This window comes from Paenibacillus sp. P36, assembly GCF_045866505.1.
GTDB classification, from domain to species: domain Bacteria; phylum Bacillota; class Bacilli; order Paenibacillales; family NBRC-103111; genus Paenibacillus_E; species Paenibacillus_E chondroitinus.
Genome location: NZ_AP038372.1, coordinates 8,616,572 through 8,630,673, shown reverse-complemented (window position 1 = coordinate 8,630,673; position 14,102 = coordinate 8,616,572). Strand labels below are relative to the sequence as shown.

The 14,102-nt window shown below is 50.9% G+C and carries 8 protein-coding genes and 1 pseudogene; 6 read left to right on the top strand and 3 right to left on the bottom strand.

The annotated features are described in order from the left end of the window. Positions 1–8: 8 nt before the first annotated feature. Entirely contained in the window at positions 9–620 is a 612-nt protein-coding gene (locus ACKTT9_RS37870) for a flavin reductase family protein (RefSeq protein WP_407869993.1), read from the top strand. Between the two features lie 132 nt (positions 621–752). After that, positions 753–3,995 carry an Ig-like domain repeat protein gene (locus tag ACKTT9_RS37865; RefSeq protein ID WP_407869992.1) on the top strand — a complete coding sequence of 1,081 codons (3,243 nt, stop codon included), beginning with the start codon at positions 753–755 and terminating at the stop codon, positions 3,993–3,995. Between the two features lie 111 nt (positions 3,996–4,106). Here ACKTT9_RS37865 and ACKTT9_RS37860 read toward each other — a convergent pair. Further along, positions 4,107–5,337: pseudogene (locus ACKTT9_RS37860) on the bottom strand (MFS transporter). A 238-nt stretch (positions 5,338–5,575) separates the two neighbouring features. Between ACKTT9_RS37860 and ACKTT9_RS37855 the strand changes: the two are divergent. The 4 genes from ACKTT9_RS37855 (at position 5,576) to ACKTT9_RS37840 (ending at position 10,844) form a co-directional block, all read left to right on the top strand. Beyond that, the gene (locus ACKTT9_RS37855; protein ID WP_407869991.1) at positions 5,576–7,471 is read left to right on the top strand and encodes a heparinase II/III family protein; all 1,896 of its coding nucleotides are present in this window, start codon (positions 5,576–5,578) and stop codon (positions 7,469–7,471) included. A 23-nt stretch (positions 7,472–7,494) separates the two neighbouring features. Then, positions 7,495–8,634, top strand: coding sequence for a glycoside hydrolase family 88 protein (locus tag ACKTT9_RS37850; RefSeq protein ID WP_407869990.1), 1,140 nt, complete (start codon positions 7,495–7,497; stop codon positions 8,632–8,634). A gap of 145 nt (positions 8,635–8,779) precedes the next feature. Next, positions 8,780–9,316: a PadR family transcriptional regulator gene (locus ACKTT9_RS37845; RefSeq protein ID WP_407869989.1), complete on the top strand. Its 537-nt coding sequence runs from the start codon at positions 8,780–8,782 to the stop codon at positions 9,314–9,316. Position 9,317: 1 nt separating this feature from the next. Then, on the top strand, positions 9,318–10,844 hold the full coding sequence (locus tag ACKTT9_RS37840; RefSeq protein ID WP_407869988.1) for a DHA2 family efflux MFS transporter permease subunit: 1,527 nt from the start codon (positions 9,318–9,320) through the stop codon (positions 10,842–10,844). A 1,073-nt stretch (positions 10,845–11,917) separates the two neighbouring features. Here the strand turns inward: ACKTT9_RS37840 and ACKTT9_RS37835 are convergent. Together ACKTT9_RS37835 and ACKTT9_RS37830 are read right to left on the bottom strand one after the other, a co-directional pair. Beyond that, the gene (locus tag ACKTT9_RS37835) at positions 11,918–12,928 is read right to left on the bottom strand and encodes an extracellular solute-binding protein (RefSeq protein ID WP_407869987.1); all 1,011 of its coding nucleotides are present in this window, start codon (positions 12,926–12,928) and stop codon (positions 11,918–11,920) included. Between the two features lie 80 nt (positions 12,929–13,008). Beyond that, the gene (locus ACKTT9_RS37830; RefSeq protein ID WP_407869986.1) at positions 13,009–14,091 is read right to left on the bottom strand and encodes an ABC transporter ATP-binding protein; all 1,083 of its coding nucleotides are present in this window, start codon (positions 14,089–14,091) and stop codon (positions 13,009–13,011) included. Between the last annotated feature and the right edge of the window lie 11 nt (positions 14,092–14,102).

Sequence of the window (14,102 nt, the reverse complement as noted above, 5' to 3'; positions counted from 1 at the left end):
TGATGTCTGTGATCGCCATCGACCCTTCGAATCAGACCGAACGGGAGAATTACAAGCTGCTGATCGGCAGCATTATTCCTAGACCGATCGCCTTTGTTACGACTGTATCGACAGAGGACGTCCTTAATGCCGCACCGTTCAGTTACTTCACGATTGTAACGGCGGACCCGCCGATGATCGCCGTGTCGGTGCAGCGTCGGCAGGGCGAACGCAAAGATACATCGCGTAATGCCATCGCCAAAGGGGAGTTCGTTGTTCATATCTCTGATGAGTCATATGTCAACGAGATCAATCAAACGGCAGCTGCACTACCTTCTGATGAAAGCGAAGTGGTGTTCGCTGGCCTGACACCTGTTCCCAGTGTGAAGGTAGCTGTGCCGGGCATCTCGGAAGCCAGCATACGGATGGAGTGTGTTCTCGAGCGAGCCATACCGCTTGGGGGGACGGAAGAAGCCCCTTCTGCGGATTTGCTGATCGGCCGCGTGGTGCATTTTCACATCGCCAATGAGTTGTACGACAAGGGTCATATTGATGCTCAAAAATTGAGACCGGTGAGCCGGCTGGCGGGCAACTCCTATGCGAAATTGGGAGAGCAGTTTGAGATAGAGCGTCCTGTTTGACGTATGAGACGTGAAAAGCCATTTGTACCCGCGGTTGATGGGGGCAGATGGCTTTTTTCTATTCATTTTATGCACCGGAAACCCGATAAATTTAGTATACTTACTAGAGTTACGCAGGGCGGAGGAATGATAGTGAAACGGAAAAATGGGAATAAGCTGCGTTGGATTGGCGCAGTTCTAATGGTCGCGTTGCTGGTTAACTTTTACCAGCCTGCAGCTTATGCATCTACAACAGTGGAACAAGCGATAACAGGCCCGGCTTCGTCCATTTATGGGGAGTCAGTGCCATTTACTTCGGTTGTGGCGGATCGTGCAGCGAACGGGTCTACCCCCACAGGGAACGTAACATTCTACGATGGGAGCACACTGATCGGGGGACCGTTGGAGCTTGTTGCTTCAGAGCCGGAGGTTGTTACAAAGAATGCTGGGCTTGCTCCGGTGCAGTCTGGCAAAAAATTGACTTGTTCGGACTGTCCTGTGATTCAATGGGGTGGACTGAATTACTGGGCGTATAGCGATAACAATAACAATTTTTATGTGTATTTGAATGCCTTTGATGCGAATAACAATCTGGTAAAGTCCTGGGAGTTATCGGGGAATCGTTACGTGACAGCAATCACAGTAGATAAAGTGGCCAAAACAGTTACACTTGTCGGTCAAGATAATGTACTCACGACTCGAACTTGGGCAGAGCTTGAAAACTTCAACGCTTACACGGCCATGTCTTTTTCCGGTCTAGCCGTCGGTGAACATACGATAACAGCTAATTATTCAAGCAGTGACGGTATACATGGTTCAAAAACGTCTAGCTTTGTACATACGGTGTCTAAAATTCAAACCAATACGACGCTTAGCTCGAATGCCGGATTCATTTACGTCGGCGAGCCGATCACTTTCACGGCGACAGTTACCAACACAGGCGGCAGTCCGGTTAAGCCCGGAGGGACGGTTACTTTTAAAGAAGGCAGCAATGTCCTGGGCACTGTGAGTGTCAACGGAAGTGGCGTTGCCAGCTTCACAACGTCGTCGTTGCCGGTTAGCGGTTACTCGGTTACGGCTACTTATGATGGAGATGGTCAGCACCTCGACAGTACATCAAGCAGTTTGTCGCAATCCGTGCTAGGGATACCGACCGTAGTGACGGTTAGCGCCAGTCCGGGAAGTACAACTTACGGGAATTCGGTAACGTTAACGGCAACCGTGACGAATGGCCTGGCAAGCATTTTTGGGCCGACGGGTACTGTGACGTTTAAGGACGGCTCGACAGTGCTGGGCACAGGGACGTTGAATTCGGGAACGGCAACCTGGACGGCCTCCAATTTGGACGTGGGAACCCATTCGATTACAGCGAATTACGGAGGAAGTCTTACCCATACTGCGAATAGTTCAAGCTCCACGCCAGTGACGATCAATCTGATTCCTACGTCATCCACTTTGACGGTTACAGGAGCGACGGACGCGACTTCCACCTACGGGACTCCATTGACGTTAACAGCAACCGTGGCGAATACGAATGGCAGCTCGATTATGCCAAGTGGTATCGTAACATTCAAAGATGGTGCAACCACTATGGGTACCGCGACACTAAATGCAGGAACGGCTGATTGGACGATGCCGAATCTTTTATCGGCGGGGTCCCATGCGTTTAAAGCGGAGTACGGCGGAGATGCCAACCATGCGGTTAGTCTAGCAACGGCTGTCGGGCATACCGTAAACAAAGCAAGCACATCAACAACCCTGTCGTCATCGGGTGGGATTTCAGTTGGTGAAACGACGACTTTAACGGCACAGGTCATAAATACAAGCAATCCTAGTATCAAACCTACAGGTACGGTTACGTTCAAAAATAATGGTGAAAGCTTGCAAGTGCCAGTCTCACTAGACAGCAACGGCACCGCGGTGCTTACCACTCATGATTTGCCGGTTGGCGATCTCGTCATTACGGCGGAATATAGCGGTGATAGCAATCATGTCACGAGTGTTTCACAGTCGATCACCCAGCCGGTATCCAAAGCGCCTGTTACGGTTCACCTATCTATGACACCGCAATCGGGGGATAGCGTCTACGGGCACAAGGTTAGCGTAACCGTGCAGGTAGCTAATGCAGGCAGCGGAGGTTCTGTGCCTACGGGGACGGTCACACTTTCAGGTACAGGGGGCTTCAGCAATTGGCCAGGGGCTATGACGCTGACGAACGGGATAGCAACTTGGGAGACTGAGCAGCTTGCCGTTGGCACACATACCGTCCTCGCCAGCTACTTGGGGGATGACGAGCACCTTGAAGGGGTGTCAACGAGCAGCAGCTTGCAGATCAAGCCGATCCCTGTTACCGTCGTGGTTACCGCTTCAGTAACGGAGGCTGTTTATTACGGAAGTCCAATTACATTTACTGCTCACGTGACGAATACGAATGGAGAACCGCAAATCCCTGGCGGCCATATTGTTTTTAGCGGTGGTAATTTACCAGGCACACCAATAGATGTTGACTCTACAGGGACTGCTACAATTACATCAGCAGCGTTGCTGCCGGGAACATACGTCATTCAAGCCGCATACGTTCCTGATTCGGTGCACGAGGAGCGGAGTTCAGCCCCGATCACCCAAATCATCAAACCCAATACGCAGGGGACAGTACTCATTTTGAATCATCCGAGTGGCATTGTTCAGCTTGGGGAACCTATTCAATTCTCCGTATCTGTAGGGAACTTAATCGGTGACCTGAATCAACCCGGCTACATTTCATTGAGAGAGAACGGTACTGAACGAGCGAGGGTAACGACAGACGTGTACGGGAACGCCGAAATTAGCTTAACAGGCGTGAGTTCCGGTACACACCGATTCACAGCGCTGTACGAAAGAAGCGGCATCACAGACGGCACGGAGTCTCCAGCGGTGACAGTTATTGTACAGCCTGCCTTGGTACAGCTTTCGCTCACGAGTGATGGCTATGGCAAAGTGCTTCCAACGTCCACGTTGTGGACCGCAGCTGTTGTTCATGGCGCCAGCCCGGCATTCATCTTTCACGCAGCCTCTTCGGAAGAAGGCACTAGCACCTCGCTCAAGCGAATGGATCCGCAGAGCGGTGAGTTGGGCGCAGCCATCACAGTGGCGAACGGACAGAGTGAACCTGTCACTTTCGTGGAAGGACTGAACCGATTCCAAGTCAAAGTGATAAGCTCGGACGGTACAGCTTCGACGGAACGTATCGTTTCCCTCTTTTATCAAAATGGGGAGAAACGTTGGGACATCACCAACGTTCTCGCCGTGACGCCATTGCGCTACGATATGGATGGCAATAGAACGTTCGATAAAGCGGATGTCATCGCGTTATTGAAGTTAATTGAGCCGGTTACCGCGGAATCGCAGCGGCCATAACAGAAAAGGCATACCCTCAGTAGTAACTACTGGTGGGTATGCCTTTTGTTGTTCTCTGATCGACAGAGGGGACTGGGGTCCGCGATTTGAGGGTCAGGTTTGTCCTGCGAACTACCCCGCCAGTTTTTGCCCGCTAGGATTTGCGCTTGCGCGCTTCTCTTTCCGCTCCAACCCATAGCTAACGAAGCCGATCAGCAGCCCTAGCACAGGCAGCAAAGCCCCAGCCCAAGGGAGATAGGTCAGCCCCATATGGGTGATGACCCACCCGCCGATAAAGGCGCCGCTGGCATTGCCGAGATTGTTCGCCGAATGGTTCGAAGTGGAGGCTAGCATAGGCGCGTCCTTCGCCATCGTCATAATGCGCAGCTGCAACCCCGGCAGAATGCCGAACGCAGCCGCTCCCCAGACGAAAATGGTGATAACAGCAGCAACGGGCAGATGAACCGTGATATTAAAAATAATAAGAATGAGGGCCAAAGCCGCGTAATTACCCAGCAATGCCGGCATGAGCTTCCAGTCGGCAAGCTTGCCGCCAATGATATTGCCGAAAGTAACGCCAAAGCCGAAGAGAACGAGAATCCACGCAACACGATGCTCCGAGAAGCCAGTCACTTGTTCCAGCAGCGGTGTAATATACGTGAAAACGGTGAACAAGCTCCCGCTGCCCAGCGCACCCATGAGCAGCATCAACAGCAGCTTGGGCTGCGTTAAAGCACGGAATTGCTGAAGAATACCCGCGCTTTTCTCCTGCTGCACGCGCGGGATTAAAAAGATAATGCCGATAAGCGAAACAATGCCCATCAGCACAATCGCACCGAACGAGGCACGCCAGCCGAGCTGCTGCCCGATGAAAGTGCCAAATGGAACGCCCATAATATTGGCGATTCGTAAGACCGGCCATCATAATGGAGATGGCCGCCGCCCGTCGATCCGGGCGAACCAGATGTACGGCGATTACTCCGCCTACGCCGAAGAACGTCCCGTGAGCTAACGCTGTCACAATGCGAGCGCCCATCAGGATGGCATAGTTGGGTGCGATGACGCTGATGGCGTTGCCTAAAATGAACACACCCATTAACAGGCATAACAGCAGCTTTTGCGGCAGTTTGTTCGTGAACAAAGCGAGAATTGGAGCACCGATCGCCACACCCATGGCATAGCTCGTGATGAGCTGGCCGGCTTGTGAGATGGTGACATGCAAGTCTTCCGCAACATTGGGCAAAAGGCCCATAATCACAAACTCCGTCATGCCAATGGCAAAGGCGCCAGCGGTTAAAGAAAGCAGGGAAACCGGAAACCGCCCTTTGGGAGCATCGGTTCCTTGTACGGCTTGATGACTCATTTTTCAGTCCAACCTCTCCGGTAAAGTCTAGTCTCTCTCTCTATCTCTCTACCATGTTGCGCCATAGTCTCAAACTGGTCAAGATAATAGTCAAAAAAGTCAAAATAACAGGCTAACGAATGGCCTCTAATTCTTTATAATGAAAGATATGTAGCTTGTAAATGGTAAGATCCAGGAAGTCTGCTCGGACGGAAGGCCAGCCGCCTTCACATGACATGGGAAAGTGGGTCGAATTAGGATGAGTGTATCTGTAGACAACTTGAACTTGGAAAATGTAAAAGCAGCCCTGCTAGCTGCGTCGAATCCCTCTTCACAGCTGTTGTTTCATGAGGAAACGCCTCTGAAAGTAAAGGCGCACTTACTGCAAGGCAAGGAAAGCAAACAGCTGATCCAGGAGATCCGAGAAGAAGGGGACAAGCTTCTGCAGGAAACGATACCGGCGTTGACGTATTCCTTGTTTCGTTTATTCTCCACAACGGGTTCTCGAAGGGAATATGAGCTTGTTTATTTCCGCCGTCGCAATCGTTTGACGACATTTGGTTTATTAGCTTGGTTAGATGGGGTGGACAGCCCCTATTTGGATGCGCTTTCTGATACAATTTCGTCCATTTTGGATGAGTATACATGGTGTTTGCCTGCGCATATTTTGCATGGGCCGGAAATGAGGCCCGCCGAAGAGGCGCAATATGCGGCAGAAGGGCTGGTGAACCGCTCCACGGAGTCGTTCACTATTGATCTCTTCGCGGCGGAGACAGCCTTCGCGCTCAGCGAAATCAGCGCGCTGCTCGGCGACGCGCTGCCGCAACTTCTCCGCGTACGCATCCGCGAAGAAGTGCTGCGCCGCATTCTGCGGCCCTTTGTGACGCAGGCTCCCAGCCACTGGGAGACCGCGACTCACAACTGGGCCTCTGTCTGCGGAGGCTCCATTGCCGCTGCAGCGATTTACACGCTGCAGGACGAGGACGAGCTCGCAGCGGTGCTGGAGCGAGCTTTTCCCGCGCTCGCTTCGTACCTCAGCGGCTTCGAAGAAGACGGAGCATGTACCGAAGGGTACATGTATTGGCAGTACGGCTTCGGTTACTTCACCTATGCCGCTGATTTGATCCTTAGGCGTACCGGTGGCGCCGTCAATTGGTTCCAGGCGGACAAGGTGCGGCAAGTGGCCTTGTTCCAGCAGAAAAGCTTCCTCCACGGGAGGAAGGTTGTGAATTTCTCCGACTCGCAAGGGGAAGCCGGGATATTTATGGGATTAAGCGGCTACCTGAAGCAGCTTTATCCGGAAATTGAGCATCCCGAGCTGTCGCTGCGTGCAGGTTTCCGTGATGATCACTGCAGCAGATGGGCACCTGCGTTAAGGAATTTGCTCTGGTCTTTAGAGGACATCGAGGAAAGCGCTTGGCGAACGGCGGCTTACTATTTGCCGGATGCCCAGTGGCTGGTGTCCAGACAGCTTCAAGAGCAGGGCGCTTATGTTTTCGCGGCCAAAGGCGGGCATAATAATGAACCGCATAATCATAATGACATCGGACATTTCATCCTGTATGCGCAAGGCGAAACGCTGCTTCCGGATCTGGGGAGCGGGCAATATTCGCGGAAATATTTTGGACCGGAGCGTTATGAAATTTTGTGCAACGGCTCTCAAAGCCACTCTGTACCGATCATTGACGGTTTGTATCAACAAGCTGGAGCGGAGCATCGGGCAGAGGTGCTGAAGTATAACAGCAATGAGGAGCAGGATGATTTCGCATTAGAAATATCCAGCGCCTATGAGACAGAGAAGCTTAATGAACTTGTACGTCGATTCACTTGGCACAAAACAGAGCCGCCAACACTAGAGGTGACGGACAGCTACGAATTCGCACAAGCCCCAACAGCAGTTGTGGAGCGGTTCATGGCATGGCATCACCCGCAGCAAGCGGAGGATGGGCGAATTGTCATAGCGGCATCGGCAGAAGCGCGGGTTCTTGTTTCTTATGATATGGACCTGTTTGATTGGGAGGTCGAGACTCTCCATCACGTGAATCATTTTGATCAGCCGGAGACATGTTATGCGCTTGATTTTAAGTTGAAGCCGGGCGTGTTGTCCGATTCAAACCTGAACATACATGCTGCGTTTAGATTTGACTTTCAATAAAATTAACTTAGGATGTGATCAACATGAGTACTTCAAGTGCTTCACTAGATTGGGTTCAGGAAGCTTGGGACAAGACGGTTCAAAAAGTAGCAAAGACAAGCCAAAGAATCGGAGACCGCTTCCCACATGCCAGTGTGAAGGGCGAATACCAACTGGAGCCTGCGTCGTGGTGGACGGCCGGCTTCTGGCCGGGACTGCTGTGGCTGTTGTACCGCGACACGCAAGACGAGCAGCTGAAGCTGCTGGCTGAGTCCTGTGAGGGGCAGCTCGATCAAGTCATCGCGGATTATTACCGCTTGGACCATGATATCGGCTTCATGTGGACGCTGACGAGCGTTGCCCGCTACAAGCTGTTAGGCGCGGAGGACTCTAAACGCCGCGGCTTGCTCGCGGCGAATTTGCTCGCTGCACGCTTCAACGTGCAGGGCAACTACATCCGCGCGTGGAACCCGTGGCGCGAGGGCGAAGACAATGCCGGCTGGGCCATCATCGATTGCATGATGAACCTGCCGCTGCTGCACTGGGCCTCCCGGACGACCGGAGACCCGCGGTACTCGCATATCGCTGTGCGGCATGCCGACATGGCGTTAGAGCACTTCATTCGCCCGGATGGTTCTGTGAACCATATCGTGATCTTCGATCCGCACACGGGCGAGAAGCTCGAAGTGAAAGGCGGGCAGGGCTTCGCCCCTGACTCCGGCTGGTCGCGCGGCACGGCGTGGGCGATTTACGGCATGGCGCTGAGTCATCTCCACACGGGAGATGAACGGTATCTGGATGCCGCCAAGCGCGCAGCGCACTTTTTCATGGCCAACTTGCCGGAGGATCATGTGCCGCATTGGGATTTCCGTTTGCCGGAGGGAATCACGGCATATCGCGATACGTCGGCAGGCGCTTGTGCGGCCTGCGGTTTGCTTTTGATTGCGGAGCAGGTTAGCGGCGGGCAAGAGAGCAGCCTGTACCGTCAAGCGGGTGAGCGCATCCTGCACTCGCTCTATACGAACTACGGCGCGTGGGACTCGGAGACGGAGGAAGGACTGATCCTTCATGGTACGAGCCATTACCCGGAAGGCAAGAATGTGGATGTGCCGCTAATTTACGGCGATTATTACTTTGCGGAAGGATTATCCCGGCTATTAGGGCACGGGGAGTTGTTCTGGTAGGCATTCGAATAAGCTGTCTGAGGTCAGAGATGACTTTGGGCAGCTTTTTTATTTGTAGTCATACATATATAGACACGTCATATATCAATATGATATATTAACAATCGAAATATCAAATATGAGCTTATGTGGAGGAGATCTCACCTTGAACAGTCAGGACGTCATTTTAGGAACATTAATGGATCGTTCGTTAACTGGTTATGAAATTAAACAATTATTTGAAACGTTATATTCCTATTTCTATAGCTCTAGTTACGGAACGATCTATCCCATGCTTCACCGAATGGAGAAGGATGAGCTGCTGACGAAGGAAAGCATTTTACAGGATGGGAAGCCGAACAAAAATGTTTACACCATCACAGAGAAAGGAAAAAAACAGTTTAACGAATACTTGCAAAGCCCAATTGAAGCGGAGAATGTGAAATCAGATTTCCTGATGAGGCTGTTTTTTGGTGAATATGTGGGGAATAGCAAGGTCATCGAGTGGCTGGAGAAAGCGCAGATCCAAATCATGGAACAGTTAGATCAGCTGAAAGACTTGTGCGTGTTGTACAAGGATAAAATGCATCCTTCGCAAGTCATCTGTATTCAAATTGGCATGAAGAATTATGAAGCTAAGCTCGAGATGATTACGGAAGGTCTGATTCGGCTTAGAAATTTAGAGCAAGAGGAGAGGGATTAACATGAATGGTTCAGGTTCAAATAAGAAGCTGATTATTTTAGCCATGGCGTTAGGCTTATTGATGTCATCGCTGGATAATACAATCGTCGCTTCCTGCATTAGCAAGCTAAGTGAGGATTTCAACGTGTTTGATAAAATCAGCTGGGTATTTACCGCGTATATGCTAGCGGCGACGAGTACCATGCTAGTGTTTGGAAAAATGTCGGATTTATTCGGCAGAAAAATGTTTTACCTGATCGGGATCGGCCTGTTTCTGATTGGCTCGGCCTTATGCGGGATGGCGCAAAGCGTGGATCAGCTCATTTTGTTCAGAGTTATTCAGGGAATCGGTTCTGGCGCGCTGTTGCCCATTAGTTTCACGATTATCTATACAATCTTTAACGATCCGAAGGATGCTGCCAAAATGTCAGGGGTTTTCGGAGCGATTTTCGGCCTTTCTTCCGTAGCGGGTCCACAGCTGGGCAGTTTTATTGCCGAACATCTAGGTTGGAGATGGAATTTTTATATTAACGTGCCGATCGGCCTTGCTTCTATGCTCGTTCTGATCATTGCCTTGAAAGAGACGCGTTCGGAACGCAAACCGAAAATCGATTATCTTGGCACCTTATTTCTCATTATCACAACCGTTTCTCTCATGCTGGCGCTGGAATGGGGCGGGAAAGATTACGCTTGGAGCTCGTGGCAGGAAATTGGCTTGTTCGCTGTGTCGGTGGTTTTTGCCGTTTTCTTTATTCTGGTTGAAAAGCGGGCTGCTGAGCCGGTCCTTCCACTCACCATTTTCAAGAACAAAATGGTGCTAGGAACCAGCATCATCGTCTTCTGCCAAGGTGTGCTTATGTTTTCGGCTATCACCTATCTTCCTATTTTTAGCGTCGCTGTGCTAGGTCACACCAACTCTAATGGCGTGCTTACGCCGATGATGGCCTCTCTTATTTGTGGTGCTGTTCTTTTCGGCTTCTTGCAGTCCAAATTTGCCTTCCGTCCGCTGCTGCTCGTTAGTATGACGATGACGATTGTTGTTGCGTTGCTGCTGACCAAAGTTGGCCCGAGCGCCTCTAACGGGTATATGATCGCTCTTATGATTCTGCTTGGAATTGGTGCAGTCGGACCGCTGATGAGCGTTGCACAGAGTGCGATCGCCGCCAATGTCGATCCTAAATACATGGGAGTCAGCTCCTCCATCGTTGGCTTCTGGCGCAGCATTGGTGGTATTATGGGTGCGTCGATTATGTCCACCATAGTCAATAATAACTTGAGTGACCTGATAGCAGATGGTGCGGCCAAAGCAGGCATTCCCGCCGATAAAATTAGTACTCTGGCGAATCCAGAGCTGCTGATGCATGCAGGCGGAACGATTCCGCCTGAGATCCGTCAGTTCCTGCAAGGTGCGTTGGCAACCGCGATTAATCACGGTTTTATCCTCAGCATTTGCGTAGGTATCATCGGCTTCATTACCGCAATGTTTGTGGGTTCAAGCAGACTTGAAGCCACGAAGAAAAGGCAGGAAGCTAGTCCTGTTCATGTGTAAAAGGCAGCCCTCACCGTGAGGGATAAGTCATAAAGCTGTCAGCTTGAAGCAGAACTTTTGCTTGGGCTGGCAGTTTTTTTGCATGGTTATGACTTGGCGTGAGGTGAGGAGAAGGCGTGGATTGGTGAGTAGAGTGGGTAATGCGACTGATTGGTGAGTAGTGAGTGTGTTAAGTAATAAGTGATAAATAGTAGGAGGTAAGTAGTAAGTGTTAAGTAGCAAGGAGCAAGTGTTAAGTAGTAGATAGTGAGTAGTGAGTAGAGAGCACTGAGCAATGAGAAGTGAGAAGCGAGAAGTGAATAATGAAAAGTAGATAGGAAGTAGGGAATAGTAAGTAATAAGGGGTAAGTGGAATGTGTTAAGGAGCAAGTGTTAAGTAGTAAATAGTGAATAGTAAGGAGTGGTGAGTAAGCAATAAGCTGTAAGCAGTATATGTAAAGCAGCAAGGAGCAAGCAGAAGGCAGAAAGCAGAAAGCAGCAAGTGTTAAGTGAAATAATAGGGTGTGACTAGAGAGTGGTGAAGTAGAGTGGAAAGTTTCGGAGTTTCGCCTCGTTGGATAGAATCCAACGAAAGGGTGATTTAACTGGTCAAAAAGCACCTCTCATTGGATGAAATCCAACCTAGTGTTCGATTTTGAGCTAATTTAGTAGGGTTTGAAGGAACCTCATTGGAATTCATCCAATGAAAAGTGGGATTTGACCCAATAAATGCAGGTTTCATTGGAAATCGTCCAATCGAATGGAGAAGGGGGACTCTAAAACGAGATCGACCTCCAATTGGTGAGGCCGGCACTATGTTCTCGTTGCACTTTCTGCAACATAAATGAGGTTTATGCCCTGTAAACCCGCTCTTCATTGTAGAAAATACAATGATTTGACCCCAAAAGCCCAGAAACAGCCTGTTTTAGCTGAAATTGTTGTACTTAGTACAACATAGAGAAGGGCAGAGGGCAATTGGGGCTCATCTTGTTGCACAAAGTACAACATAGGGAGGGCAGGGAGTTGCCAGGGCCCATCATGTTGTACAAAGTACAACGTGAGGAGAGCAGAGGGCTGCCAGCGCTCACCTCCCGTTACTCTGCCGTTCGCCAAGCGCTCAGCAGCTTCTCATGCTGCTGAGCAGCTAGATCGAAGCGGTAGGTGGCAAGTAGATTCTCCAGCTTTACTGGCGCAAGGAGCGGGTTCACCGGAATATCCGGCGCCACTGGAAAGGAGAAGGCGGTGTTCATGTAATCCGTCTGCACCTCGCGGGAGAGCATGAAATCGACCAACTGCTTAGCCGCAGCGGTGTTGTTGCCGCCCTTCAGAATCGACACGGCTCCAATCTCCCAGCCGGCCTGCGGTGGGATGAAGGAGGAGATGTTGTAGCCGGAGTTTTTGAAGCGCAGCTGATCGCTCAAAAACGAGACGGCCGCCGCCATCTCGCCTTCTGCCAAATGCTGCGCGCTCGTGTTGCCGGCGAACGTCATGGAGGCGCTCTGCTTTTTCAGCGCCTGCATCAGAGCGATCGCTTCGCCGTCGCCGCGCTGCTGGGCGAGAGAAGCGAGCAGCGTGTAGCCGGTTCCCGACGTCTCGGGGTCGGGAATCTCGATCTTGCCTTTGAGCTCGGGGCGCAGCAGATCTTCGTACCGCTGCGGCAGCGGCAGACCCTTCAGCTGAGGGTCCTGCTGCCAGACGGTCTGGTTCACGCCGATGGCGAGAGCCCCCATGTACATGCCTGTCCAGTAGCCGGCGGCATCTTTGTATGCAGCTGGAATGCTGCTTGCAGCTGCCGGAGAGTAGCGAAGGGATTTGCTTTTGTTTTTGAGCTGCTCATGCAGATCGGCAGGGCCGCCGAGGACTACATCGATTCCGGTTTTACCTAGCGTCAGCAGATGGTAGCTGGCTTCGCCGCTCGACATCCGGATGATGTCGTAGGACTGATCCGTTTTCTCCTTAAACGTTTCGAGCAAAATCCGCCCGGCATCTTCCTGGAAGATCACATACACCTTGAGCGGCTGATTGCTTTTCTTTTCTCCGATGAAGCGAAAACCAAAGAAGATCCCAATCCCCACTAGGAGCACAAGCAAACTCTTTTTCAACATCCTGCAAAATCCCTCCTGAACAGCCAAAAAAGGAAACTCAAGTTTCCCTTTTCAGCCAAGCTGCTAGTTGTATTTATGTCCTATTCATTTATCTTCATTAAATGAATTTTATCATCACTGGCATGGATCGTGACATTCCCTTGAAACCTGGTTAATCCGATGTCATAGGCATCAACAATCCATTCTTTCATATTATCATCCATAATGAAATACCGCTCTTTCTCACCGAGGAACATCGATGATTTCACGAAACCGCTAACGAGAAAGCTGCCCGCCTCTGGCGCATTTATCCGCATGGATTCCGGACGAATACTAAGCAGAACCTTTTCGCCTGGTGCCAGAACCTCATCCGTCGTTACACTAGCAGTGCGGCCGCTCTCGCCGTACTCCACTATGGCCGTACCACCCGTCACTTTGCGCACGATAGCATCAACGAAATTGGTTGTACCAATAAAATCGGCGACATAAGGGGTGCGAGGCTTGTAGTAGATCTCATGCGGCGTACCGTACTGGTCAATCGCGCCTTTATTAAAAACAACGATGGAGTCGGACATCGACAAAGCTTCGAGTTGGTCATGGGTAACGTAGATGACAGTTAATCCAAGCTCTTGTTGAATGCTGCGCAATTCCACGCGGACTTCTTCACGCAGCTTCGCATCCAGATTACTGAGCGGCTCATCCAACAGGATGATCGGGGAGTTCATGACCAGTGCACGGGCCATAGCCACGCGCTGCTGCTGACCACCGGACATCTCGTGCGGGTAGCGCTCCTCCAGGCCAGTCAGCTTCACTTTGGCCATCGCCGTCTTTACGCGTTCTTGTACTTCCGCTTCAGGGCGCTTCTGGATGTCCAGCCCGTATGCAACATTATCGAACACGGTCATGTGCGGGAACAAAGCATACTCCTGGAACACCATCGGCGTTCCGCGTTTATAGGGCGGCAGATCGTTGACGAGCTGGCCGTCTATTTTAATTTCACCCTCATCTATGGTGTAAAAGCCTGCAATGGAGCGCAGCAGTGTTGTTTTGCCGCATCCGCTAGGTCCGAGAAACGTAATGAACTTTCCCCGTTCGATTTGCAAATCGATCTGTTTGAGCACGTGGTTACTGCCGAACACTTTACTGACATTTTTTAAATCCAATAAAACTTGTGTACTCATCATTTCTCACTCCT

Coding starts and splice junctions, on each gene's coding strand:
- ACKTT9_RS37840 (WP_407869988.1), top strand. CDS start 9,318: ATGAATGGTTCAGGTTCAAATAAGAAGCTGATTATTTTAGCCATGGCG.
- ACKTT9_RS37855 (WP_407869991.1), top strand. CDS start 5,576: ATGAGTGTATCTGTAGACAACTTGAACTTGGAAAATGTAAAAGCAGCC.
- ACKTT9_RS37835 (WP_407869987.1), bottom strand. CDS start 12,928: ATGTTGAAAAAGAGTTTGCTTGTGCTCCTAGTGGGGATTGGGATCTTC.
- ACKTT9_RS37850 (WP_407869990.1), top strand. CDS start 7,495: ATGAGTACTTCAAGTGCTTCACTAGATTGGGTTCAGGAAGCTTGGGAC.
- ACKTT9_RS37830 (WP_407869986.1), bottom strand. CDS start 14,091: ATGATGAGTACACAAGTTTTATTGGATTTAAAAAATGTCAGTAAAGTG.